The organism is Vreelandella sp. 162(4c), from assembly GCF_058152265.1.
Genome location: NZ_CM176981.1, coordinates 1,107,040 through 1,131,706 on the forward strand (window position 1 = coordinate 1,107,040; position 24,667 = coordinate 1,131,706).

Consider the following 24,667-nt stretch of genomic DNA (forward strand, 5'->3'; position numbering starts at 1 on the left):
CAATGCCTGCCGGGTTAGCCAAGGCAGGCACTGCGGGTCACATCAGTCTAGATAACCGGCACGCTGCATGGTGCGTTCGGTGGCACGCTGAGCACTGTCTAGCGCCTGCTCCACCGTGGTGTCACCGGTCAACGCCGCGGCAATGGTTTGGCCTACCTGAGTGCCGATCGACTGGAACTCTGGAATGCCCACAAACTGCACGCCCACATAGGGATTGGGCTCCAGGGTGGAGTCGGTAGGATCGGCGTCTTGAATAGCCTTCAGCACGAAGTCTGCAAAGGGGGCTGCTTCGGTGTACTGCTCATTGGCGTAGGTCGACTCACGGGTGCCTGGGGGTACGCTGGTCCAGCCTTCGGTTTCACCGACCAGCTCAATGTACTCTTGTGAGGTCGCCCAGGTAATAAACTCAAGCGCCGCTTCCTGATTCTCTGAAGAGGCTGGGATAGCTAGCGCCCAGGACCACAACCAGTGTGAGCCTTTGGGTGTTTCTGCCACGGGTGCTGGGGCAAAGCCTAAGCTGTCCGCCACATCGGACTCATTGCCGTCATACAGCTTGCCCGCTGCCGAGGTGGCATCTACCCACATCGCGCAATTACCGCGGGAGAACAGCGCCAGGTTTTCGTTAAAGCCGTTGGAACTAGCGCCTGGCGGGCCATAGTCGTTGAGCAGATCGACATAAAACTGGATAGCGTTGACCCAGGCTTCAGAGTTGAGTTCAGGGTTCCACTCTTCGTCAAACCAGCGACCGCCGTAGGTATTCACCAGTGTGGAAACAAAGGCCATGTTTTCGCCCCAACCTGGTTTACCACGCAGGCAGATCCCTGCTACACCCTCTTCACTGCCGTGCAGCTCGCCCGCCCACTCACGCACCTCTTCCCAGGTGGGCTGATCGCTCATTTCAATACCCGCTTTCTCAAACAGATCCTGACGGTAGTACATCATTGAGCTTTCGGCGTAGAAAGGCAGCGCATGCAACGTGCCATCCAAGCTCAAACCATCGCGCACTGAGGTCAGTAGATCGTCTTCGTTATAGTCGTCGGGCAGATTATCCAGGGGGGACAGCCAGCCGCGCTCTGCCCAGATAGGCACTTCGTAAGTGCCGATGGTCATCACGTCGAACTGGCCGCCATCGGTGGCAATATCGGTGGTCATCCGCTGACGTAGCACGTTCTCCTCGAGCACCACCCAGTCCAGGGTGATATCGGGGTGAGCTTCTTCGAAAGCCTCGGTGAGGCTCTGCATGATCACCATATCGTTATTATTGACCGTAGCCACGGTAATTTCGGTTTGCGCCTGGGCATGGCCCGACATGGCAATGGCGGCCGCTAGCGTGGTAACGGGCAAGTGACGTGCGAGTCGCATAAAGCACTCCTATGGGCTGGTATTGGCATTGTTGTCGCCTTGATCTTATTGATCATCTATCGAACAAATGATCGTACGTAAGCCCAAAAAAAGCAAAGCCGATTAGCTTAGACTTTACGCTAATTCATTACCCCTAGCGCATGTTGCAGTGCACCCACTTAGGTTTTAAAGACCTAGAGCGGTTTGAAAGCCCTAGAGTGCTTCAACGATCTGCCGAGCAGCCACTTCGTCAGTCACCAAGCCCTTCAGCCAGCCGCCGCGCAACGCGGCGTGAATCGCCGGGGCTTTTTCGCGGCCACCGGCAATCGCCACCATATGATGCTTACCAAAACGTTCCAGGGGAAGGCTGGTAACTCGCCGCGTAATCGAACAGTCGATCACCTCGCCGTCACGGTTCAGCGGCCAGCCTAGCAACTCCCCTACCGCTTTCAGTCCCAGCAGTTCATCCAGCTCGCTTTCGCTAATAAAATGGTCTTGAAACAGCGTGGCCTGGCGGTCGATGCGCCCAACGCCGATAAAGGCAGCTTCTGACTGCCGCGCCACATCGGCAATCGCCGTAAAGAGACGCTGGGCCAGCATTGCCTCTTTTTCAGCCAGCGACTCTGCCACCACCGGCGCGGGCAGTAAAAAGCGCTCACCACCGGTTTTATCCGCCATCACCATTACTGCATCGTAGCGGTTGGCCGAACCATCTCGGGCGACATTACCCACCAGCGACACAAAGCGATGCTGGGGCCGCTCAACACGACTAAGTGCTTCCACCGCTGCCCGCACCGAACGCCCGGTGCCTAGCGACAGAGTCAACGGTTCGCTGCGTTCAACCAGCTGCGCAATGCGCTCGGCAGCGGCGACTGCCAGGTAGGAGGCGGCGCCGTCGGCTGCGTGACTATCGGCAGGTACCACTTCACAGAAGGTCAAGCCAAAGTGATCACGCAGCGTGCTGCCCAGCGCCATACAGTTAGAGATAGGATGATCAATATGTACTTTGACTAACCCCTCCTGGCGAGCCAACGCCAATAAACGCTGCACACCGGGTCTTGAGACACCCAGTTGGCTGGCGATCTCATCCTGAGTCATTCCACCTACATAGGACATCCACGCGGCTCTGGCCGCCTGATCCAGCTTTACCTCAAATTTATCCATAGGATGGCTCATCTAACAGTCGTGGGTAAACGTCATAAAAGCATCATCATACAAAGCCAAGCCCGCGACCAGTAGTCGCCTATCCGCTAACATAGCCAGAGTTCAACGTTTCACACTGGATTGATCGTTTGGAGGTACAGTATGTATAAGCTCGCATTTTTTGTCCCCGTAGAAGATGCCGAAAGCGTTAAGCAGGCGGTATTCGAAGCCGGAGCCGGGCGTATAGGGGCGTACGAACACGCCTGTTTTCAAACCCGAGGCACGGGGCAGTTTCGCCCAACGGAAGGCGCCCACCCGCACATCGGCTCGGTGGGCAGTTTGGAAAAGGTCGAAGAGTTCAAAGTCGAACTGCTCTGCGATGAAGCGCACATTCACGGCGCCATCGCGGCCTTGAAGCTTGCCCACCCCTACGAAGAAGTCGCTTATGATGTGTGGCAACTCGCCGACCTATAACCAGACTTTTAAATAAAGTATTACGCACTGCCAAAGTAACGCTCACGATCTTCTGGCGTTACCATGCTGATATGCAGCGGAAATTCATTGCGGGGGCGGTCGGCGTAAAAATGCTTGAGGGTGCGTTCAATCGTCATGAAGGCCAGCTCATCCCAAGGGATTTCATGCTCTTCGAACAGCGCGACTTCAAGGCTTTCCGGCCCGGCGCTGAAGCCGCCGACTAGCTCGGCACGAAAAATCATATAAACCTGATTGATATGCGGCAGGTCAATCAGGGTGTAGAGGTTGGCCAGTTCGACCTCGGCACAGGCCTCTTCACGGGTCTCTCTGGAAGCTGCCTGCTGGGTTGATTCGGCATTTTCCATATAGCCGGCGGGCAGTGTCCAGTAGCCTTTGCGCGGTGAAATCGCCCGCTTACAGAGCAGTACTTTACTACCGCTGACGGGCAGCGTGCCGGCCACGATGCGAGGGTTCTGGTAGTGAATCGTGCCGCAGGCATCGCACAAGTAGCGAGGCCGGTCATCGCCTTCCGGGACGGCAAAACGTACTTTATCACCACACTGGCTGCAAAAGTTCATCGCGTATTCTCAACGGCTAGTGAATAGAAGCCTCGACGCGCTTGACGCCAATGACCGCTGCTGGGTAAAAGAGAACAAAGTAACGGGATACCCCATGTTAGAGAAACTGCGTAAACAGCTGCAACAGCTGACTCCTCAACGCTTGGATCACATCGTGATGCCCGAGGCCGCCGTCCTGTTGCCGATTGTCGAGCGCCCAGCGCCTACCTTGCTGTTTACCCGGCGGGCCAGCCATTTGAGCACCCATAGCGGCCAAGTGGCGTTCCCAGGCGGCAAGCGCGAGCCCTTTGATAGCGACCTTTACGCCACGGCACTGCGCGAGGCAGAAGAGGAGATTGCCCTCGACCCCGCTCTGGTGCAACCCCTGGGGCGGCTGTCGGACGTTATTTCGCTGCACGGTATTCGCGTTACCCCCTGGGTGGGCATTATTCCGCCGGATTTACCGCTGATTGCCGACCCCGGCGAGCTAGACGCTATTTTTGAAGTGCCGCTAAGTCACTTTCTAGACGATCACCGCACCCATACCGACGTGATTACCGTGGATGGCGTTGCCCACTACGTGCCCAGCTATCATGTGGACGGCCATGTGATCTGGGGATTATCTGCCATGATGCTGGTCGAGTTACTGGCCGAGGGCTTCGGTATGCCAATTGATTTATATCAGCGCCCCCAGGGGCCGCTGCGCCACCACCCTGAGCGCAAAAACCGCCTATCGACACCCTCGACAACCGTTTCCAGTTCGGCGCCATCGAGATCCAACCAATGACACCCAGTGTTGCTACATCTTCACCTGCGCTTCAGCCCACGACGCAGGTCGCTCTTGTGGATGCGCTGGTTGAACAGGGCTGGTATGTGGGCCGCGGGGTTATTGACCTGGAGCTATGCGGCGCGCTGAATAATGAGCTTCTACACCGGGCGGCCTATAACGGACTGGATGAAGCGGGCATTGGCCGCGGTCAACAGCACCTGCTGCGTAAAGATATCCGCGGTGACGCTATTCACTGGCTTGATCGAGAAAGCGCTGCCCAGCGGCGTTACTTAGACGCCATGAGCGAGCTACAGCAGGCGCTTAACCACGCGCTGTTTTTGGGCTTATTTGAGTACGAAGCCCACTTTGCCCACTACCCGCCGGGGGCTTTTTATCAGCGCCACCTGGATAGCTTTCGTGGTCGCGCTAACCGCGTGATATCCACGGTCGGCTATTTGACGCCGGACTGGCCCAGCGACGGTGGCGGTGAGATGGTGATCTACCATCCGGACGACCCCAGCCAAGAGGTCGCCCGGGTGGTACCCGAAGCGGGTACCTTCGCCTGCTTCTTGTCTGAGACCATTCCCCACGAAGTACTGCCTACTCGCTGCCCGCGTACCAGCATCGCGGGCTGGTTTCGGCGCAATGCATCGCTGGGTGGGGTGTTGGATCCAGCACGCTAGCGCTGCACGATCGTTTAGCTAATCGGCACAATCTGGCCATTCGCTCGCTCTAATATTTCACTTACCTGCTCGTAGTTGGCGCTGGAGGCACCAATACCGTCATGCTTTTCAATTAAGCCAACAACGTTTAACAGCGTTTCCATACCAAATACTTGCTCATCCGTCGCAGTGAAGGCTTGTATGTAACGCTTCCCCCTTCACCCCAGCCGACTTTGATTGGTGAATCGATAATATTGACCTGGGTGCCTACCGGTACCCGCCAGAAGACCGACTCAATATCTTCCGGGTGCATTCGTATACAGCCACGGCTGGCACGCATACCAATGCCATCTGGCTGGTTAGTGCCATGGATCAGGTAACCGGGAATATCCAGCAAAATAGCGTATTCACCCAAGGGATTATCGGCGCCAGGGGGAACCACCGCTGGGGCTGGCTCGCCCCGCTCGGCGGCTTCACGACGAATCGACTCAGGTGGATACCAGGCCGGGTTTTCAAGCCGCATGGTGGTTTCGGTAATTCCCAGCGGGGTGTTATAAGCATCCCGCCCGATACCAATAGGGTATGTTTCGACCCGCGGCGTCTCGCCCTCTGCTACCTCGGGGTAGTAGTAAAGGCGTAGCTCTGCCACGTTAATCACAATGCCGCTACGCGTCTCATCGGGAAGAATATACTGCCCGGGGATCGTCACCTCGGTGCCTTCTCCCGGTACCCATAGGCTGGTATCCGGGTTGGCCATACGAATTTCTTCGTAGCCCACGTTGTGTGCCCGGGCAATATCCAGCAGCGTATCCTCTTCGGTCGCCGTGACGGTATACACCTGGCCCACCATATTGCCCTCTACAGGCAGCAGAAAATGCCCTTTAGGCAGCTCGCTGCTATCGGCCACTGCGCTTGAGGCTAATAGCCAAGCGCCTAGCGCAACGCTACTGACGCAGAGCTGCTTAATAATCTGCAAAGGGTGGGAAGTCATGGTCAGGATTCTCCTTTTTATGTGACCTCACTTTTATCAAACCAAGGATAAAAAGCGAGCCATTTGGAGACGAATATGAACACTGAGCGAAGGCGGGTCAACTCGACAGACTGCCGCACGAGGCGCGGTGTAGGCCCATGAGGGCGGAACAGCAGCGGTTATGTTACTTAAAAGTTTCACTTGAAAGGTTGTATTTTTGAACACAGCGACTAACCTGATAGTCGTCTTGGCGCAGTGAAGCGCAAGATAGCGTCAATTATCCTAGTGCATTAAATAACCAGGGTAATTAACACACTTAGGAATAATAGTATCGGCGTTGCTATCGCTTATTTTAGACGAAGCCAATACCGCCACTATTGATTTATTCGGGTTGTTACGCGGAGTCGTTAAGCCCAATAAAATCGCAAGGAGCAAGCAAAATGAAAACGATCAAACCCGCTATTCTAGGTACACTCATGGTTCCGGCCTTTATGTTTGCCGCTGGCAGTGTAAATGCTGAAGAGAGTACCACCACCATGGAAGCAACTTACCTGACGGAAACGCCAGAAAACACTTTCCATGCTGACGCTTTAACCGGCAACCAAGTCAAAAGCAGCGTCGAAGATGACGAAGATATCGGCACCATCACTGATCTGGTAATCGGTGAAGACGGCCAGATCAATGCTGTTGTTGTTGGCGTTGGTGGCTTCTTAGGTATGGGCGAGAAAAACGTCGCTATTAAATGGGACTCGCTTGAGCTGACCAAAAACGAAGATGACGATGATTATGTCATCACCGTTAATGCGTCAGAAGATGCGCTAGAAGCAGCTGAAGAGTACAATCGCAACGAAGACGAAGACAACAAATAAGCACCAGTCAGTAAATAAAAGCCTTGGCAATTGCCAAGGCTTTTTTAATGCCTATAACTTAAAAAAACACCTAAGAGGCTAAAATTAGTTTAGTCAACAAAATGGCTCGCGCACACTGTTTATACGCGAGCCATCTCTATTAAAAAACTATCTTCTTATAAGCAAATCACAGTCTAAAAAATTTAGGACTTCAGTTTAGCCGTCATGCTAATATCCGCATTAAGTACTTTGGAAACTGGGCAATTCGCTTTAGCCGTTTCCGCTGCTTCCTGGAATGCGGCGTCGTCAGCGCCACTGATCTCAGCCTCCACGTCCAGGTGAATTTTCGAGATACTGAACCCAGCATCGCTTTGGGAAAGAGTCACTTTGGCGCTGGTTTCGATGGCGTCAGCGGTATAGCCTTTCTCGCCCAAAATCATTGAGAGCGCCATTGAGAAACAGCTGGCGTGCGCTGCGCCAATCAGCTCTTCGGGGTTGGTACCTTTTTCATCTTCAAAGCGCTTGCTGAAGGAGTACTTGGCATCTAAAACGCCACTTTCGGTTGAAACGGTGCCTTTACCATCCTTGAGACCACCTTCCCAACGTGCGCTAGCTTTACGATCCATGAACAACTCCTTGTGTGTGCGATTATGCATAGACATGTTATCAGACAAGGCCTAACGGCAGTTGCCGCTCGACCACCTAACCAGCGTAGCTGATTTTCTCCTGTTCTGCCGAACCCGTGCTTCAATCACTTCCATCCCCTTCTATTCGGCCTTAAGCTAGTTAGCTACCTAACTGGATCACCTCTTGAACGTTAAGGACTTGCCATGTCGTCGGCTGATGCGCTGCGCTTGATACTGCTCTCTTCGCTATGGGGCCTGTCATTTATCTTTATGCGCGTGGCCGCCCCCGAATTCGGTGCAGTGCCTTTAGTGCTGGTGCGCATGGGCATTGGCGCGCTGCTATTGATGCCGCTGCTGATCAGCCTGCACTACCTGAGACTCATCTGGCAGCATAAGGGGCCGCTGCTGTTTTTAGGGGTAGTCAATCACGTACTGCCTTTTTCACTGCTGGCACTTGCCACCACGCGCCTTGAAGCGGGCTTTACCTCGCTGATTAATGCCACCACGCCGATTTTCACTGCACTAATTGGTGCGCTATTCTTCGCTACCGCGATACAGCGCCAGCAGTACCTAGGACTTGCCTTGGCACTCCTGGGTGTTTATGTGCTCTCTGCCGATCGGCTCGATTTTGCCCTGGGCGGCGACGGCTGGTTCATTTTGGCCGTTTTAGGCGCCACGTTTTGCTACGGTATTGCGGGCAACTACTCAAAAACACGCCTTGGCCATCTACCAACCCGTGTGCTGGCCGCAGGCAGCAGCGCCATGTCGGCGCTGGTGCTGATGATTCCCGGCATATTGCTGTGGCCAAGCGAACCCATTAGCCCACTGGCGTGGGGCAATGCCTTGGCCTTGGCTGCGCTTAGCACCACGCTGGCTTTTCTGCTCTACTTTGGCTTACTCGCCAGCGCGGGCGCTACTGCCACCTCAACGGTCACTTTTCTGGTGCCGGTGAGCGCGCTGATATGGGGCTATCTGCTGCTTGGCGAAACGCTCAACCTTCAGATTATCGCCGGTATGGTGATAACCCTTATCGGCACGGCGATTGCCACTAAGCTGCTGCGCATTAAGCGTCGCGAGTCGCCGCCGCCAGTCTATCCCCCACACGAATAACGCTGCCTGCGCCTTCAAGCAGCGTGGCATTTTGGCCAAAATGCGCGCCTTTAAGGTTGGGTTGCGTATTGAGTTCAATCAAGGTTTTTAGCGGTTCAGCAGGGGCAGGCACTGCCGCCGTATGCTGATCGATGGTGGTGATTTTGCAGCGCTTACAGGGCTTACGTAACGCTAGCTGAAAGGTGCCATTTTGCTCAGTCAACGTTGCCCAGCGATCTTCCGCCCACGCCTCGTCACTCTCTACGACGATATTGGGCCGAAAGCGGTTCATGGGCACAGGAGCATGCCCGCCTGCCACTAACGCTTGATTTAGAGCGTCTAACGACCCCGTAGTGGCAACCAAAAAAGGGTAACCGTCGGAAAAGTAGGTATGCGCCGCCCCGCCATCAAGGAAATCCTCTTCAACGGCACGGGTAAACTCGGTAGCAAAGCGCACCATGCTAAACCCCTGAACCTGCTCGCCTAGGGCGGCGACCAACCAGCGCGATACTTCATCGCTCTCCGGCAGAGCTTTGCAGTGGTCATTCCACACGCTGACCAGGCGCAAATTTCCCTCTGGCTCGGCCAGCGGTACGCTCATAGGCTCGACGTTAGGATGCGACAGCACCAAGTGCTCATCGGTCAGCGCGACCTCAACGGTGGCAAGCGCCGGGAGTTGGCGCTGGGTCACAAAACGCTGCTGCGCGTCTACCAGCATCCAGCGGCGATCCCAGGCTAGCCCGTGCTCTTGCAGCTCGCTTTGAGTCACGCTGATGCCTTTTAGCGATTTGACGGGGTAAATATTGAGTTGAGTAATCTGCACGACGGCCTCGCGACAAAAGTAAAAGGCTACTTTAGTCATTTACGCCGCTAACGGCTACTTGATAACGCGCTTTATAAGGTCATCCCCACTTCAATACGATAGCCCAAATCAACCACTTTTTGGGTCTGCTTCTCACCGCGAAGCCGCGCTAATAGCTCCCCCGCAGCCGCTTCACCGATGGCCTGACGGGGGGTGACCACACTGGCTAGGCGTGGTGTCATTACATGGCCTACATCGTGGCCGTGGAAGCCCGCCAGCGCCATCTGCCCTGGTACGTCAATGCCCCGCCGCTGACACTCGAAATAGGCCCCAACCGCGACGTCATCGTTGGTGCAGAACAGACCATCCGCCGTGGAGTAGTCAGTGATCACCTGTTGCAGCAGCGCCGCTCCCACACTGTAAGAGGAGCGCTGGGCGCTCTGCAGGGTAACGGGCGTCAAGCCGTGCTCTTCCATGGCGCGGCGATAGCCCTGTTCGCGCTGGCGAGTACGCTCATCCAAGCGTACCGCCAGATATATCACCTGGCGTCGACCCCGTAAGATCATCTCGCTGACCATGTCGTAGGCAGCTTGAACGTTGTCGTAGCCCACCGCCTGCTGTAGCGGAGGGCGGTGGGTGTCCATGATTTCTACAATCGGAATACCGGCGGTTTCCAGCATTCGCAGGCTGCGCGAAGTGTGGTCACGATCTGACAGAATGATGCCGTCGACATTATAGGAGAGCAGCGATGCCAGGCTGCGCTCTTCAAGCTCTGGGCTATAGCCATAGTGAGAAAGCATCAGGTGATACCCCGCCGGCTCCGTCAGCGTTTCGATACCGAGGATAACATCGGCGAATACCTGGTTGGTAAGCGATGGTACCAGCACCCCGATAGAGTGGCTGGTCGATCTGGAAAGCAGATCCGGCGCACGGTTGGGAATATAACCAATCTGTTCGGCAATCGAGAAGATGCGTTCGCGCAGGCCTTCCGAGACCGTTTCAGGGTCACGCAGGCAGCGGCTTACCGTCATTTTGGTAGCCCCTACGTGGTCGGCAATATCCTGCAGGGTGGGACGTTTTTTCTTCAAAAAGTAACTGCCTTATTCAAGGTGTAAGCATTGAGGTCTTCCCTAAAGCTGACCCCAATGCTTATTTTTCCTTTAACTTACTTCCTTTAAATGGGCGAGCGGCTGGGCGTCGGTAGCGTGGCAGCAAATTGCGTAATGATCGCTTGGGGCGATAAGGCAATCGAGGCATTGAAGGCCTCCTCTTCACTGGGCGGTTCCAGGTCGGCCAGTTGACTGGCCAACATGGTATCGCCTTTGAAGAAGTGTCCAGCCCGGGTTTCAAGCCGTTCAAGCAGTAGCTCCCGGCTGCCCTCTAAATAGAGAATCTGCAGCGCTGGGTCGCCTTGCCGCAGCCGATCACGGTAGCGCTTTTTTAATCCGGAGCAGGCAATCACCAGTGACTCCCCCCTTGCCCGATACTCGGCAAACAGCGCCGCCAAGGTGTCCAACCACTCACTCCGATCATCGTCGTTGAGCGGCTTGCCACTGGCCATTTTGGCCACATTGGCGGGTGAGTGATAGTCATCGCCATCGATAAACGTGGCACCCAGAGTCAACGCCAACTGGTGACCAATGTGCGACTTTCCGGAGCCGGACACGCCCATCACCAAAATACGATGCGAGTGGGTCTTCACTGCGGCTCTCCTATTCATTACCAAGAACCTTAATTGCCGCGCACGGCGGTAAGATCAGGCAGCCAAGTCACGATGCCAGGGAAAGCGATCAGAATTACCAGCACGACTAAGAGCGCCACATAGTAAGGCAGCATGGCTTTGACTAACGACTCCATGGAGACTTTACCCACACCACAACCTACGTAAAGGCAGGTACCTACCGGCGGGGTTAGCAGCCCAATGCCCAATACAAACGCCATCAGTACGCCAAAGTAAGCGGCATCAACACCTACCGAAGTCACGATCGGTGCCAGCATGGGCGCCATGATGACCATGGCCGGCGTTAAGTCCATTACGAAACCTACCAACAGCAGCAAAGTCGCCACAATCAGCAGCAGCATAAACGGATCTTGAGTTATCGCTTGCACTTGGCTGACCAGGGTTTGTGGCACCATATTGATGGTAAGGAACCAAGCAATAACCGTCGCAAACGCTAGCAGCATCATCACCATGCCGGTCAAACGAGCAGTGCGAATCAGCATACCGCCGAGCTCTTTGATCTTGAACTCACGGTAAACCACCAGCGAAATAGCCAGCGCATAAAGCAGTGCCGCCACGGCCGCTTCGGTGGCGGTAAATACGCCGCCAATAATACCGCCAATCACGATGACCGGCAGAACAAGTGCAAGCCAAGCATCTTTGAAGGCTTTCCAGAGACGATCCCAGCGGAACTGCTGCACGCCGCCGCCATCCTTTTTGGCAAGAATATAGGTGGTCACCATCAGCGCAAAGCCAATCAACAGCCCTGGAATGATACCGGCTATAAACAGGCGGCTAATCGAGGTTTCAGTGACGATGCCGTACAGAATCAGCGGGATGGAGGGCGGAATAATAATTCCGATCACCGACGACACGGTATTGATTGCGGTAGCATTAGCTGCGGTGTAGCCCTGCTCTTTCATAGAGGGAATCATCATCGCACCAGTAGCGGCCGTATCGGCCACCGCTGACCCACTGATGCCGCCAAAGAACATCGAACCGGTAATGGCAACCTGCCCTAGCCCGCCGCGCATAAAGCCGACCATAGCGCCAGCCAGTTCCATCAAGCGACGAGCAATACCGCCATTACTCATCACCTCACCGACTAAAATAAAGAACGGAATGGCGAGCAGCGGAAAGCTGTTCACCCCACGAATCGACTGCTCGATCATAATCGACAGCGGAATATCTGAGAGTACCGCCATGACCAGCGCCGCCACGCCTAAACCAAAGGCAATGGGCAGCCCAATAACGATAGAGACCAATAAAATGGCCAGGAAAATCCATAGCATGATTAGCGCTCCCGCTCAGAGTGGCGAATAACGTTAAGGCTGACCCACATTCGCCACACCGCTACCACCGCAATAAAGATGACACACAGCACCAGAGAAAGGCTGATAAAACTCAATGGCACATCCATAATCGCTGAGCGCCCGCTTGAACGCGACAGCACTTGGTAGCCACCCCAAATCATTACCACCATTAGGCCGGTAATAATTAGGTGCTGCAGTAAATAGAGCATGTGTGCCAAGCGCAGCGGCAAGCGCCGTACTAAGGCATCAACGGCAATGTGCTCGTAACGGGAAAACGCCGCAGCGGCCCCGATAAACACCAGCCATATAAACAGCATGCGCGCCAGCTCATCGGCCCAGGGCAGTGAGTAATTAAACAGCGCGCGCCCTACCACGTTGCAAGAAACGGACACAATCAACGCCACTAAAATAACGCCGATAAGATACTCCATACCTAAGGTTAGCCAGCGGAACAGTGCAGGGCCTTGGCGGGTATCGGTATCGATTTCCAGCAACTTGCGATTGGGGTCATCCAGATACACCGATGGATCTTCAATCGGCGTGGGGGTATTTGGGGGTGTAGAGGAGAGTGACATAGGAGCTCCAGAAGCACTGACACGTTGGGCAGGCTCGATGGCCTGCCCAACGGTGCGCTAAACGTAAGGTTTAGTTGCTGCTCTCTTCAACGATCTTTTGAATGTCGGCGATCAGGTCTTCGCCAATACGCGGCGCCCACTCTTCATAAACCGGTTGAACGGCATCTTGGAACGCGGCTAACTGCTCGTCGTCCAGGCGAGTAATTTCCATTCCTCGCTCTGCTAGCTGATCCCGAGACCAGTCATCATACTCAGCAGACAGCTGAATTTCATATTCAGCGGACTGGCGAGCGGCTTCCAGCACCAACTCTTGATACTCAGGCGCCATGCGATCCCAAGTACGCTCGGAAAGCATCATGATAAAGGGAGTATAGACGTGGCGTGTTTCAGTGCCATAGTCCTGCACTTCGTTGAAGTTAGAGGTCAGGATGGTGCTCCAGGGGTTTTCCTGACCATCAACCACGCCCTGTTCCATGGCGGAGAACAGCTCACCAAAGGCCATTGGCGTGGGGTTGGCACCTAAGGCTTCCCAAATCGCTAGGTGTACCGGGTTTTCCATGGTACGAACGCTTAAACCGCGCACATCTAGACCTGCAACGTCATCAGGACTAGCCACCGGTCGAGCGCTGTTCGAAAGCTGACGATAGCCATTTTCAGAGAAAGCGAGTGCTTTCAGACCGGTGCCTTCAAAGGCGTCCAGCATGTCCTGGGCAACATCGCTCTGCATGACCGCTACAGCGGCTTCACGACTAGGTAGCAGGAAGGGCAGATCAAAAGCGGCCAGTTCTTCAACGTAACCAGTGGTCGCCGAGCTAGAGGGATAGGTCATATCCAGCGTACCGGTTTGCAGCATTTCCATCATTTGAACGTCGTCGCCTAACTGACTGTTAGGGAAAACGTTAACCGTAATGCGGCCGTCGGTGCGCTGCTCCAGAATCTCACCAAAGTATTGGCTGGATAGGTACTGCGGAGAGCTTTCCGCCAGGCCGATCCCCATGCGCAAAGTATGCGAGCCGTGGTCGCCGACTACCTCGCCTTCAATTTCAGGCGGATCAGAGAGCTCCGGGCTTTGGGCATGGGCCATACCAAATGTCAGGGTGGTCGCGCCGACTAAGGTCAGCGTGTTGCGCCAAATAGAGGTCATAGCGTTGTCTCCAAATACTCATTGTTGTTAATGACTGGGTTGTTAATAGCTGAGTCGTTAATAGCGATGTTGTTAATGGCCGATTCAATGAACGGCAATTTGTTACCGGTAACATTGAGTATGCGAAGGCTAGCTACCCGCCTTGTGCGTGTCAAAACAAAACTGCCAACTTACGACCAACGTCTAGGGATAGCCACTAACTGCTTCCCGCGCTACATTAGGCGATGTATTTCGGATCGGAACCATACTTGTGCAACCATCTTGTAGCGAATTAGAGCTCGATCACCAACTTTGCTTTGCGCTCTATTCAACCTCGTTGATGATGACCAAAGTTTATAAACCCTTGCTCAAAAAGCTGGGACTTACTTACCCGCAATACCTGGCGATGCTAGTGCTGTGGCAAAACGATGGCATCACGGTAGGCACAATGAGTAAGCGCCTACTAACCGATCCTGGCTCACTGACGCCACTGCTCAAGCGCCTTGAAGCCGATCAGTTGTTGAATCGCAAACGCAGCCACGAAGACGAACGCGTGGTCGAGCTTTATCTCACTGAAAAAGGCAAAGCGTTGCGCGAACAGGCGTGCCATATTCCAAGCTGTGTGGTGCATGCCAGCGAGCAATCGATCGAGGCACTGACCACGCTGAAAGAGGACTTAGTGCGGCTGCGTGATAGCCTGCAAAAGAACCAATAGCCTTCGCTTTCTAGCGCAGGGCATAGAGATTTATTTACCATTTATATTGCGCGCAAAATAAAGCTGCGCTAAGTTAATAGCGCAGATTCATAATGAAAACACCGACAGGAGATACAGAATGACGACCACTATTGAAAACGTTGTTTATCGTGCCCACGCCACTGCTACTGGCGGCCGTGAAGGCCAGGCCAAATCGTCCGATGGCGCGCTGGATGTTAAACTCAGCACGCCCAAAGAGCTGGGCGGCGCAGGCGGTGATGGCACCAATCCTGAGCAGCTATTTGCTGCTGGCTACTCGGCCTGCTTTTTAGGTGCGCTTAAGCATGTCGCTGGCCAGGAGAAAGTAAAGCTTCCTCAGGATACGAAAATTGATGGCCACGTAGGTATCGGCGCCATTCCTACCGGCTTTGGCATCGAAGTCGAGCTAAAAATCAGTCTGCCCGGCCTTGAGCAAGACGTTGCCCAGCAGTTGGTCGAGAAAGCCCATGTTGTCTGCCCCTATTCCAATGCCACCCGTGGCAATATTAATGTCACCCTGACACTGGTCTAAGCGTCGTTACCTAGATTAATCATTTAGTGCCCACGCCACCGCTCTCTGGGCATGCAGAGCGGTGGTGTCGTAAAGAGGTACTGTGGTATCACGCTGGTTCACCAGCATAGCGATTTCAGTACAGCCTAAAATCACCGCCTGGGCTCCTTGGGCATGCAGGGAATCAATGATGGCCAGGTAGCGCTGCCGCGATACATCTTCTACTCGACCCTGGCAGAGTTCATCAAAGATCACCCGATGAATAGTGTCGCGCTCAGACTGATCGGGCACCACGACCTCAATACCGAACTGCTTTTCCAAGCGGCCGATATAAAAGTCCTGCTCCATGGTAAAGCGCGTTCCCAATAGGCCGACACGAGTGATTCCGTCAGCGGTAAGCTGTTCAGCGGTGGCATCAGCAATATGCAGTAGCGGAATCGTAATCGCCTGCTCAATAGCGGGCGCCACTTTATGCATGGTATTGGTGGCAATCAGCAGGCAGTCGGCGCCCGCGCGCTCAACACTTTGGGCAGCGTTGCCCAGTTGTTCACCAGCGGCGTGCCAATCGCCCTGCTGTTGCAGCGCTTCAATGTCGGCAAAGTCGACGCTAACCAGCACGATCTTAGCCGAATGAAATCCGCCCAGCGCTGCTTTTACGCCCTCGTTTAGGGCTCGGTAATAGCCTTGGGTCGACTCCCAGCTCATACCGCCCAACACACCAATAACACGCATCCGTCACCTCTGAAGAAAATGAGCTACTTTATTATCAGGCTAATCACCCTCTGCCACGAATAATAGCCGCAGCATTATCGATAAACCATTTATAGCGAGGAAACGAATGAGCGACAATACCTATACACCCCCGCGTGTTTGGAAGTGGGAACCTGGCAACGGCGGTAAATTTGCCAATATCAATCGCCCAATTGCAGGCCCTACCCATGACAAAGCGCTGCCGGTAGGCAAACACCCTCTTCAGCTCTACTCCCTGGCCACGCCTAACGGTGTCAAAGTCACCGTGATGCTTGAAGAGCTGTTGGAGAAAGGCGTAGCTGGTGCCGAATACGACGCTTACCTGATCCAAATTGGCGAAGGCGATCAGTTCAGCAGTGGCTTCGTCGAGGTGAATCCCAACTCCAAAATTCCCGCCCTAATGGATCACTCTACCAATCCCCCCCAGCGGGTGTTTGAGTCTGGCGCAATCCTGCTCTATTTGGCTGAAAAATTTGGCGAGTTCTTACCCAGCGACCCGGCGAAACGCACCGAGTGTCTCTCCTGGCTGTTCTGGCAAATGGGCAGCGCACCGATGTTAGGCGGTGGCTTTGGCCACTTTTACGCTTACGCACCGGAAAAGTATCAGTACCCGATTGACCGCTACACCATGGAAGTAAAACGCCAGCTTGATGTGCTTGACCGCCACTTGGCGGAAAACCGCTTTATGGCGGGTGATGAGTACACCATTGCCGATATGGCGATTCACCCTTGGTATGGCGCACTAGTGAAAAATCGCGTTTACGAAGCGGCTGAATTCTTGGAAGCCCATACCTACAAGAACGTTCTGCGCTGGACTGAAGAGATTGATGAACGTCCCGCCGTTAAACGTGGCCGTATGGTCAACCGCTCTTTTGGCGAGCCGCACGAGCAGTTGCATGAACGTCATGATGCCAGCGACTTTGAGCTTCGCACACAAGATAAGCTGGCTGATAGCGAGTAATTAGTCACCCAAAAAAGGGCCTACGCTTGAACTCTCAGCGTAGGCCCCGGTGCAGCATCAATACTCCAAGCCGAGTTCTGTTTAACGAGAAAAACTAAACTGACTCAATCCGCGAGTTATTCAACGCGTAATTCCAAACTCGATAGAAGTAGAAAATATACCCTAAACCAAAGGTGACCAGCGAAATCAACATCCATAGGATGATATGGCCGATATTGCTGAACAGGTTGATATCGCAAACCATTTTTCGCTCGACGCCAGTGCTGGCATCAACTAGCGATGTGCGATTGATGACAAACCGCGCAAACGAATAGGGAAAGAAAAATAACGCTATGCCAAACGTGATAATACTCAACACCACCCAGACAAGTAGATGGCCAATGATATCTAAAATGGAGAGGTCTGCTTTGATCTTCACAGGTTGCCCTTAGTATGCGTGGAAAGCGGCAGAGCGTAACACCGCAAGCCCCAACCGTGAATTATAAATTAATATAAATTAGGGGAGCTGCCGTTTACTCTCCCACCACTCGGCATAGGAACTGTTATGGGGCGCCAAACCGCCTTCATCGGGGGCGTCATCATCCCACCATACCGGGCCACGCTCGCCGAGGGCTTCTTTAGCGCTTTGCACCGCGTTGCGGGCTTGGCGCAGCGCGTCTTCATCGTCTTGCTGCTGGGCTGTTCTGACCGCCCTGCGGGCTTTCATCAATGCTTTGATATGGGTTCGCTTTTCGTCTTCATCTAAACGCGGGTCAGTGCAGCGCCAAAGCCGATTTTTGGCGACAAAATAGCGTCCATCGGGAGTGTGAGGATACTTGTTAGCCATAAGCAATACTCCTTTCCCGTTGGGCGCTTCTACTCACCTCATTTCACCTAACCGTTTAGAAGCGCTTAGATAGCGTGATAGAGCCGAATTTATCCTGCTCTTCCTGGCCGTCAAATTCACGTGAGCGCTGAACTGCCGCGTAAGTGACTTGCCAATCTTCCCAGGCCAGCGCCAGCCCTGCTGATACGTCGCCTACCCACTCTTTGCGATCAACCGAGTGGCTATTTCTAAACGTATTGCCGTCAAGCGTCAGGTTTTGCGCCATGTAGTAACCGTCTACGCTGGCAAACAGGTACCACTGCCACCCCTCTTTACCGGTCATGTGGTAGCGGCTACCAGGGCTTGGCGTTAGCGTAGGAATGCTAGGCGCCTCATCACCCCAGCGAACGCTATACCCGGCGCTTGCATAGGTGTAAAGGTTGCCCAAAGCGGCGCTAACGCTGGGGCCATGGGCAAACTGCTTACCCATCAAAGGGGAGCTATACCACCACTGGCGACGCATGGCGACGTTGACGATGGCTTCATCGCCAAGCTGGTTATCCCAACCGCTGGGGCGGTCGCTTTCGGTGATGCGGTGCACTTCGCGTTGAATGCTATCGGCAAGCGACGAAGGCCCTACCAAACCAATATCCAGGTGCAGGTCAGTCGCTTGGCGCCAATTGCCCATGGGCACGTCTTCGTAAAGTGAGATACCGCCGTAAACAATCCCGGCGTAGGGGCGATCATCTTCAATCAGTCCACGCTGCTCAATATTGTTTGGCGTATAAATCTGATGCACCAAACGAAAAGCTGCCATATCAGCGCTGCCAATAAGGCTATCGGGTAAAGCGGTGGCCAAGCGTTGCGTCCAGCTTTGTGCTTCAGGCTGAAACGTCCAATTAATCTCAAAGCCACTGGTAAAGTGGCCATCATCGCTGCTGGCCATGCCATCATTTGCGTGCTTAATCGAGAGGACACTATCGTCGGCTTGTGCCAGCGTTGACAGCAGGGTTACTACAGCCACTAGCGGTAGCAGCTGCCATCGTAGAGGGGAGGTACCTTTCATTGCTCGTTCCTTGAGATTGTCCTGGGGAGTGTTTTTTTGAGGCCACTTTTGAAGAACATCAACAAACATTGTTGATTGTATGTAATTGTGCAAAAAGATAGCAAGCATACTTTTACAGTCTTCTACAGAAAAGAGCTAAGTCACTAACATCAAAGGGTGGCTCGTAGGCCACCCCTTCTGCTGTCATTTGTTTAGATTTATTAGCGTAGTCGACTAGACGAAAGTTGGTAGGCCAATGACTTAGTTGAATCACTATCTGTCGCGCAGCAGCCACTGCGGAGTGATTTCATGTTGGCCGTTTTCATCAGTAATAAACAACGATCCTTCGCTGATCATTACTGCCCAGTTAATCGCCCGAGGCAGGTCTTTAGCGATAATCGCTAGGGCCTCTTGTGGCAGCCCCGCCACATGCACATTTTTCAGTGATGCCACGCTGGGCAACACTTTACTCTCCCATTGCTCTACCCGGCCGTAAGCAAGTAGCGACACGCGCTCTGCCCTACGTGAGCACCAGGTAATCCGCTCGGCATCGGGCAAACCCACTTCGATCCAGTGCAGTAGGCGACCGTCTAGGCTTTTCTCCCACAGTGCCGGTTCATCTACATCTGAAAGCCCACGCCCGAAGGCCAGCGTCTCGCTGTACCACAACACATAAGCAAGCAAGCGCGCGGTCATGCGCTCTTCGGTCTCTGACGGATGGCGAGCCACGGTAAAGCGCAGCGTTTCATACACCCCGCGATCCAGATCGGTCAGATTGATATCAACTTTGTAGGGCGTTGCACTAAGAGCCATGAAAATGTCCAAACGAAATTTGCGTCAGTGTACCCGATGCCGGGTGTCTCTGGTGAATAGTCTGACAGGTTAAGCTTTGCGGTGATCGTCCGTGACTGTGCCATTTTTCAGCGTATCGGCCTCGTGCATGGGCTCATGCCATGGCTCTTCGAGCGCGGCTTGATACCAAGTTTGCATTGCTGGCAGCGCTAGCAAGCGCTCGACATATGCCTGGGATTTCTCATGGATCGGCAGGTTGAATGTCTGCACGCGAAACGCCACAGGCGCATAAAACGCATCTACTGCTGAGAAGTGCTCACCCGCTAAAAACGGCCCGCCAAAGCGCTCAATCCCCTGCTGCCATAGCGCATCCAAGCGTGCCACATCGGCCTTAAGATTGGCCGATAAGCTATTCAATTCCACCCGCATACCGCAGTTCATTGGACACTCGTCGCGCAGGGCGCTAAAGCCGCTGTGCATCTCTGCTGTGGCTGAGCGCGCCCAGGCGCGGGCGGTTTTATCACTCGGCCAAACATTAGCGTGCTGCTCGGCCAGATACTCGATAATCGCCAGGGAGTCCCACACCGCCAGCTCGCCTTCATCCGTCACATCCACCAAGCAGGGCACCAAACCTGAAGGTGAGAAGCGAATGAAGGTGGCATGGCTTGCACCCAAACCACCCTCGAACGGCATCAGGTGTTCGTTAAACGGAATCTCCAGCGCTTTCATCAGCACCCAAGGGCGCAGCGACCAAGAAGAGTAATTCTTGTTGGCAATATAGAGATCAAACATGCAGCGCTCCTTATGTGGGAAATCGAATTAGCCGATCAATTAGGCAGCCACCTTAACGTGCTGCCTGAGCCAGTGTATTACCGCCTAATCCCATTAATACGCCACCGCCAATGCGCTGAATGAGCCGAGAGGAGCCATGGGATTTTTGTAACCACTCACGCAACGGGCTGGCCAGCAGCACCACCACAACATCCGCTGATGAGAACAGCACATTAGTGGCGATACCTAGCCAGAGCAGTTGCCACGCTACCGGCATAGCGCTCTCGGGCTGCACGAATTGAGGCAGAAACGCGACAAAGAAAAGCGCGGTTTTAGGGTTGAGCACCTCCACCAAAAAACTGTCGCGAAGCACGCGTTTAGTGGTTGCCAGCGGCACCTCATCATTATGGGCACGAATGCCCTGCTGCCATAGCCTCAGTCCCATCCAGAGTAAATAAAGCCCACCGATGATTTTCATGGCGATATAAGCAGGCGGAATCGCTGCAAACAGCAGCGCCAAGCCCAATGCGGCCGCCACCACATGAACGTAGCAGCCCATATGCACACCCATGACCGCTAACCATCCTGCTCGTCGGCCACGCCCCAGGGTTTGCGCTGCGGTATACAGCATTGCAGGCCCAGGAAGATAGGCAAAACCTAGTGCGGCGAGGATGAATGCGGCCCATTGCATATTGGCGATTCTCTTGAAGGTAATGGTTAGGTTTCGAGAATAAAACGGGGGTGACGTAAGCGCCACCCCCTAAATAAGTAAAGCTGGAATGAGGCGTGGTTTAGAAGTTAGGTTTACGCTTTTCAACAAAGGCTGACATGCCCTCTTTCTGCTCGTCACCGGCAAAGCAGAAGGCGAACAAGCTGGTTTCCAGTGCCAGTGCACTATCCAGATCCTGATCCATACCATCGTGAACGGCCTGCTTGGCACCACGCACTGATTGCGGGCCGTTGCCTTTCAGTTGCTTGGTGAGCTCTTCAGCGTAGCTTTCCAGCTCCGCTTGCGGCATCACGCGATTGACTAGGCCGATACGTAGCGCCTCTTGGGCATCGATTTTGCGCCCGGTAGTCACCAAGTCAATCGCCATTGCAGGGCCAACACGACGCGGTAACCGTTGGGTGCCGCCAAAGCCGGGGATGACGCCCAGCAGTACTTCCGGCTGGCCGAATACGGCGTTGTCACTGGCTACGGCCCAGTCGCAGGCCAGCGCCAATTCGCAGCCGCCGCCAAGGCAAAACCCGTTCACCAGCGCGACCACCGGCACGGGGAGAGTCTCTAGGCGTTTAATAGTACGCAGCGCTTGGCTGGCGAAAGCTCGCGCTTCTTCGGGCGTTTTTTCACGCATTTCAGTGATATCAGCACCCGCGACGAAAGACTTCTCGCCCGCACCGGTAATCAGCACGGCGCGTAGGTTCGGGTGAGCCTCAAGCTCTACTAAGTGCGCTTCCAGTGCGGAAAGCACTTCGCTGTTTAACGCATTCAGTGCTTTGGGACGATTGATGGTCAGACGCACCATCCCGTCGTTATCAACCTTCTCGATGACTGCTTCGCTCATGGCGGACTCCTTATTTGATTTGTTATGGAACATTAAAGTGAACACCACTCAACCCTAGCGAACGCTTGGTTGAGTGGCAATCACTTCTTTACGCCGCACTCTTCCCTTCAGTACAAGCTAATCGTAAGAGTAGAAGCCGCGCCCACTTTTACGGCCTAGGTAGCCCGCTGCGACCATGCGCTTAAGCAGTGGACAGGGGCGATATTTGGGGTCGCCAAAGCCCTCTTGCAGCACGTCCATAATCGCCAGGCACACATCCAGCCCGATTAAATCCGCCAGTGCCAGCGGCCCCATGGGGTGAGCCGCTCCTAGTTTCATAGCGTTATCAACCGCTTCCGGCGTTGCGGTGCCCTCCTGCACGATAAACGCTGCCTCATTGATCATGGGCACCAGCAGGCGATTTACCGCAAAGCCCGGCGCGTCGCCTACCGGCACAGCAGTTTTACCCAACGCTTTAGCTAGGGTTTCAATCTCGGCCACGGTAGCGTCCGAGGTTTGTTCGGCACGAATCACTTCCACCAGTTTGAGCACTGGCACTGGGTTAAAGAAGTGCATGCCCACTACGCGCTCGGGGTGATCGCACACCGCTGCCAAGCGAGTGAGCGACAGCGACGAGGTGTTGGAGGCCAGAATAGCGGTGCTGCTCAAGCGGCTTAGATCGCGAAACAACTTCTCTTTGAGTTCAGGCTGTTCGGGTGCGGCCTCGATAATAATTGCGCAGTCGCCTAGGGCACTCAGCGTGGTTGTGGTAGATAGACGGGCTAGAGCGGCGCTTTTATCCGATTCGCTGATTTTCTCCTTAGCGACCAACTTACCCAAGCCTTTATCGATGTTCGTTTTGGCACGGCCAAGCTGCTCTTCGGCCACATCGTAAAGGCACACGTTAAAGCCACTAGCAGCCACTACCTGAGCGATCCCCTGCCCCATGGTACCGGCTCCTACAACGCCAACAAGTTGGTCACTCATGCACTCTCTCCTCTATCGATTATCGCTACACTAGGGTTATCAATGGTTTTTAGCTTCTTCACGCAGTACGAACTTTTGGATCTTGCCTGTCGAGGTTTTGGGTAGCTCGCTGAAAATAACCGTTTTGGGGACTTTGTAGCCCGCCAAATGTTCGCGGCAGTGAGCGATAATGTCAGCTTCGGTGACTTCGCCGTAACCGACTTTGAGCTTCACAAAGGCACAGGGCGTTTCACCCCACTTCTCGTCGGGCTTAGCGACCACCGCGGCCTCTTCAACGGCGGGATGGCCATAAATAGCGTCCTCCACCTCGATGGTGGAGATATTTTCACCGCCAGAAATAATGATGTCCTTGGAGCGGTCTTTAATCTCGATATAGCCATCCGGATGCCAAACCGCCAGGTCGCCGGTGTGGTACCAGCCGCCCTCCAGCGCCTGCTCGGTGGCTTCCGGGTTCTTTAAATAGCCCTTCATAACGTTATTGCCGCGCATGAGTATCTCACCCATGGTTTGGCCATCCTTGGGCACTGTCTCCATGGTGAGCGGATCAGCCACGCACAGCGCTTCGAGCATGTGGTAGCGCACCCCCTGGCGGGCTTTAATTTTGGCTCGTGCTTCCAGCGGCAATTCATCCCACGCTTCCCGCCATGCGCAGACGGTTACCGGCCCGTAGACTTCCGTCAGGCCATAAACGTGGGTTACCTCAATGCCCAGCTTCTCCACCCCGGCGATCACCGAGGCAGGCGGCGCGGCACCGGCGGTGGTGACTTTGACCGGATGATCGAACTGATGCTTATCTTCCGCAGGCAGGTTCACGAGGCCATTAAGAATAATCGGCGCCCCGCTGAAGTGGGTGACCTTCTCTTCGGCAATGAGCTGCATGATCTTTTTAGGATCGACGCGGCGCAGACACACGTTTACCCCGGCGTTGGCGGCAATCGTCCATGGGAAGCACCAGCCGTTGCAGTGGAACATCGGCAGCGTCCACAGGTAGATCGGGTGGTGGGGCATCGCCCACTCCATGATATTGCTCACCGCATTGAGGTAAGCGCCGCGGTGGTGGTAGACCACGCCCTTGGGTTTGCCGGTGGTGCCAGAGGTATAGTTGAGCGAGATCGCATCCCACTCATCGGCAGGAAGCTGGTAGGCAAAGTCAGCGTCGCCCTCTTGAAGCAGCGCTTCGTACTCCACTTCCCCAATGCTCGGGGTCTCACCAAGAAACTCCACATCGGTCACATCGATGATAAGCGGCTTGTGGGGTAGCTTGGCAACCGCTTGCTGGATGACCTCAGCAAACTCGGGGTCGACCAGAATGGCTTTGGCCTCGCCATGTTCCAGCATATAGCTGATCGCCTCAGCATCCAGGCGAATATTCAGCGTATTAAGCACGCAGCCGGCCAGCGGCACGCCAAAGTGTGCTTCAAACATGGCGGGGATATTGGGCAGCATCGCCGCCACTGTCTGGCCCGGCTGAATGCCCCGCTTTTCGAGCGCCGAGGCAAGCTGGCGGCAGCGCGACCAAGTTTCGCTCCAGGTGCGTCGCGTACTGCCATGTACCACCGCCGGGTAATCGGGATAGATCGACGCCGAGCGCTCGATAAAGGTCAGCGGTGAAAGCGGCACGTGGTTGGCAACAGTTTTGGGCAAGCCTTGCTCAAAGATAGCGGTCATGGTCGGCTCCTGACTTTTGTTGATGTTTTTGAAAGCGTTCGTTTTAAGAGTTTGTTTAAAATGGTTGTTTTGATCGCTTAGAAACAGC

At 54.5% G+C, this 24,667-nt stretch carries 28 protein-coding genes and 1 pseudogene; 8 read left to right on the forward strand and 21 right to left on the reverse strand.

What is annotated here, in order from left to right; all coding sequences use genetic code 11:
- Window positions 1-42 precede the first annotated feature (42 nt).
- The gene (locus tag AC4EYZ_RS04955; RefSeq protein WP_022520499.1) at window positions 43-1,362 is read right to left on the reverse strand and encodes an ABC transporter substrate-binding protein; all 1,320 of its coding nucleotides are present in this window, start codon (window positions 1,360-1,362) and stop codon (window positions 43-45) included.
- A gap of 192 nt (window positions 1,363-1,554) precedes the next feature.
- Window positions 1,555-2,505, reverse strand: a complete 951-nt coding sequence (locus tag AC4EYZ_RS04960; RefSeq protein ID WP_022520500.1) for a sugar-binding transcriptional regulator — start codon at window positions 2,503-2,505, stop codon at window positions 1,555-1,557.
- A gap of 141 nt (window positions 2,506-2,646) precedes the next feature.
- Between AC4EYZ_RS04960 and AC4EYZ_RS04965 the strand changes: the two genes are divergently transcribed.
- Window positions 2,647-2,958, forward strand: coding sequence for a YqfO family protein (locus tag AC4EYZ_RS04965; protein WP_022520501.1), 312 nt, complete (start codon window positions 2,647-2,649; stop codon window positions 2,956-2,958).
- Window positions 2,959-2,978: 20 nt separating this feature from the next.
- On the opposite strand, the gene AC4EYZ_RS04970 is transcribed toward AC4EYZ_RS04965, so the two are convergent.
- Window positions 2,979-3,536 (reverse strand): NUDIX hydrolase, encoded by a 558-nt coding sequence (locus AC4EYZ_RS04970; protein ID WP_022520502.1) that lies wholly within the window; start codon window positions 3,534-3,536, stop codon window positions 2,979-2,981.
- A gap of 94 nt (window positions 3,537-3,630) precedes the next feature.
- On the opposite strand from AC4EYZ_RS04970, the gene AC4EYZ_RS04975 reads away from it, so the two are divergent.
- Window positions 3,631-4,302, forward strand: a complete 672-nt coding sequence (locus tag AC4EYZ_RS04975) for a CoA pyrophosphatase (RefSeq protein ID WP_022520503.1) — start codon at window positions 3,631-3,633, stop codon at window positions 4,300-4,302.
- On the forward strand, window positions 4,299-4,967 hold the full coding sequence (locus AC4EYZ_RS04980) for a 2OG-Fe(II) oxygenase (protein WP_022520504.1): 669 nt from the start codon (window positions 4,299-4,301) through the stop codon (window positions 4,965-4,967). Before AC4EYZ_RS04975 ends, AC4EYZ_RS04980 begins: the two co-directional genes overlap by 4 nt.
- 14 nt (window positions 4,968-4,981) lie before the next feature.
- Here AC4EYZ_RS04980 and AC4EYZ_RS04985 read toward each other — a convergent pair.
- Window positions 4,982-5,937: pseudogene (locus AC4EYZ_RS04985) on the reverse strand (L,D-transpeptidase family protein).
- A 419-nt stretch (window positions 5,938-6,356) separates the two neighbouring features.
- Here AC4EYZ_RS04985 and AC4EYZ_RS04990 point away from each other — a divergent pair.
- A complete protein-coding gene (locus AC4EYZ_RS04990; RefSeq protein ID WP_022520507.1) occupies window positions 6,357-6,785 on the forward strand; it encodes a PRC-barrel domain-containing protein in 429 nt (142 codons plus the stop codon).
- A gap of 182 nt (window positions 6,786-6,967) precedes the next feature.
- On the opposite strand, the gene AC4EYZ_RS04995 is transcribed toward AC4EYZ_RS04990, so the two are convergent.
- Window positions 6,968-7,390, reverse strand: a complete 423-nt coding sequence (locus AC4EYZ_RS04995) for an OsmC family protein (RefSeq protein ID WP_022520508.1) — start codon at window positions 7,388-7,390, stop codon at window positions 6,968-6,970.
- A 204-nt stretch (window positions 7,391-7,594) separates the two neighbouring features.
- Between AC4EYZ_RS04995 and AC4EYZ_RS05000 the strand changes: the two genes are divergently transcribed.
- Complete coding sequence (locus tag AC4EYZ_RS05000) at window positions 7,595-8,500, forward strand: DMT family transporter (protein ID WP_022520509.1); 906 nt, start codon at window positions 7,595-7,597, stop codon at window positions 8,498-8,500.
- Here AC4EYZ_RS05000 and AC4EYZ_RS05005 read toward each other — a convergent pair.
- The 6 genes from AC4EYZ_RS05005 to AC4EYZ_RS05030 form a co-directional block, all read right to left on the reverse strand.
- Window positions 8,454-9,302, reverse strand: coding sequence for an MOSC domain-containing protein (locus tag AC4EYZ_RS05005; protein ID WP_041158127.1), 849 nt, complete (start codon window positions 9,300-9,302; stop codon window positions 8,454-8,456). The two genes, AC4EYZ_RS05000 and AC4EYZ_RS05005, sit on opposite strands and share 47 nt — an antisense overlap.
- 71 nt (window positions 9,303-9,373) lie before the next feature.
- The gene (gene gntR / locus AC4EYZ_RS05010) at window positions 9,374-10,369 is read right to left on the reverse strand and encodes a gluconate operon transcriptional repressor GntR (protein ID WP_022520511.1); all 996 of its coding nucleotides are present in this window, start codon (window positions 10,367-10,369) and stop codon (window positions 9,374-9,376) included.
- 86 nt (window positions 10,370-10,455) lie between these two features.
- A complete protein-coding gene (locus AC4EYZ_RS05015) occupies window positions 10,456-10,983 on the reverse strand; it encodes a gluconokinase (protein ID WP_022520512.1) in 528 nt (175 codons plus the stop codon).
- A gap of 29 nt (window positions 10,984-11,012) precedes the next feature.
- The gene (locus AC4EYZ_RS05020; RefSeq protein ID WP_009287268.1) at window positions 11,013-12,293 is read right to left on the reverse strand and encodes a TRAP transporter large permease; all 1,281 of its coding nucleotides are present in this window, start codon (window positions 12,291-12,293) and stop codon (window positions 11,013-11,015) included.
- A 2-nt stretch (window positions 12,294-12,295) separates the two neighbouring features.
- Window positions 12,296-12,889, reverse strand: coding sequence for a TRAP transporter small permease (locus AC4EYZ_RS05025; RefSeq protein WP_009287267.1), 594 nt, complete (start codon window positions 12,887-12,889; stop codon window positions 12,296-12,298).
- A 70-nt stretch (window positions 12,890-12,959) separates the two neighbouring features.
- Complete coding sequence (locus AC4EYZ_RS05030) at window positions 12,960-14,033, reverse strand: TRAP transporter substrate-binding protein (RefSeq protein ID WP_009287266.1); 1,074 nt, start codon at window positions 14,031-14,033, stop codon at window positions 12,960-12,962.
- Window positions 14,034-14,283: 250 nt separating this feature from the next.
- Between AC4EYZ_RS05030 and AC4EYZ_RS05035 the strand changes: the two genes are divergently transcribed.
- Complete coding sequence (locus AC4EYZ_RS05035) at window positions 14,284-14,727, forward strand: MarR family winged helix-turn-helix transcriptional regulator (RefSeq protein WP_022520513.1); 444 nt, start codon at window positions 14,284-14,286, stop codon at window positions 14,725-14,727.
- Window positions 14,728-14,845: 118 nt separating this feature from the next.
- The gene (locus AC4EYZ_RS05040; RefSeq protein WP_022520514.1) at window positions 14,846-15,277 is read left to right on the forward strand and encodes an organic hydroperoxide resistance protein; all 432 of its coding nucleotides are present in this window, start codon (window positions 14,846-14,848) and stop codon (window positions 15,275-15,277) included.
- 15 nt (window positions 15,278-15,292) lie between these two features.
- Here AC4EYZ_RS05040 and AC4EYZ_RS05045 read toward each other — a convergent pair whose 3' ends face one another.
- Complete coding sequence (locus AC4EYZ_RS05045) at window positions 15,293-15,988, reverse strand: aspartate/glutamate racemase family protein (protein ID WP_022520515.1); 696 nt, start codon at window positions 15,986-15,988, stop codon at window positions 15,293-15,295.
- Between the two features lie 106 nt (window positions 15,989-16,094).
- Between AC4EYZ_RS05045 and yghU the strand changes: the two genes are divergently transcribed.
- A complete protein-coding gene (gene yghU, locus AC4EYZ_RS05050; protein ID WP_022520516.1) occupies window positions 16,095-16,967 on the forward strand; it encodes a glutathione-dependent disulfide-bond oxidoreductase in 873 nt (290 codons plus the stop codon).
- Window positions 16,968-17,061: 94 nt separating this feature from the next.
- Here yghU and AC4EYZ_RS05055 read toward each other — a convergent pair whose 3' ends face one another.
- From AC4EYZ_RS05055 to AC4EYZ_RS05095, 9 genes are all read right to left on the reverse strand, one after another.
- Entirely contained in the window at window positions 17,062-17,385 is a 324-nt protein-coding gene (locus AC4EYZ_RS05055) for a DUF6693 family protein (protein ID WP_022520517.1), read from the reverse strand.
- A 78-nt stretch (window positions 17,386-17,463) separates the two neighbouring features.
- Entirely contained in the window at window positions 17,464-17,793 is a 330-nt protein-coding gene (locus tag AC4EYZ_RS05060) for a hypothetical protein (RefSeq protein ID WP_022520518.1), read from the reverse strand.
- A gap of 55 nt (window positions 17,794-17,848) precedes the next feature.
- Window positions 17,849-18,838, reverse strand: a complete 990-nt coding sequence (locus tag AC4EYZ_RS05065; protein ID WP_022520519.1) for a lipid A deacylase LpxR family protein — start codon at window positions 18,836-18,838, stop codon at window positions 17,849-17,851.
- Window positions 18,839-19,090: 252 nt separating this feature from the next.
- Window positions 19,091-19,630 (reverse strand): YaeQ family protein, encoded by a 540-nt coding sequence (locus tag AC4EYZ_RS05070; protein ID WP_022520521.1) that lies wholly within the window; start codon window positions 19,628-19,630, stop codon window positions 19,091-19,093.
- A 69-nt stretch (window positions 19,631-19,699) separates the two neighbouring features.
- The gene (locus AC4EYZ_RS05075) at window positions 19,700-20,401 is read right to left on the reverse strand and encodes a glutathione S-transferase family protein (protein WP_022520522.1); all 702 of its coding nucleotides are present in this window, start codon (window positions 20,399-20,401) and stop codon (window positions 19,700-19,702) included.
- A 52-nt stretch (window positions 20,402-20,453) separates the two neighbouring features.
- Window positions 20,454-21,071 carry a LysE family translocator gene (locus AC4EYZ_RS05080; protein WP_022520523.1) on the reverse strand — a complete coding sequence of 206 codons (618 nt, stop codon included), beginning with the start codon at window positions 21,069-21,071 and terminating at the stop codon, window positions 20,454-20,456.
- 100 nt (window positions 21,072-21,171) lie between these two features.
- The gene (locus tag AC4EYZ_RS05085) at window positions 21,172-21,945 is read right to left on the reverse strand and encodes an enoyl-CoA hydratase-related protein (protein WP_022520524.1); all 774 of its coding nucleotides are present in this window, start codon (window positions 21,943-21,945) and stop codon (window positions 21,172-21,174) included.
- Window positions 21,946-22,062: 117 nt separating this feature from the next.
- On the reverse strand, window positions 22,063-22,911 hold the full coding sequence (locus AC4EYZ_RS05090; RefSeq protein ID WP_022520525.1) for a 3-hydroxybutyryl-CoA dehydrogenase: 849 nt from the start codon (window positions 22,909-22,911) through the stop codon (window positions 22,063-22,065).
- Between the two features lie 39 nt (window positions 22,912-22,950).
- Entirely contained in the window at window positions 22,951-24,579 is a 1,629-nt protein-coding gene (locus AC4EYZ_RS05095; protein WP_022520526.1) for an acyl-CoA synthetase, read from the reverse strand.
- Window positions 24,580-24,667: the final 88 nt, after the last annotated feature.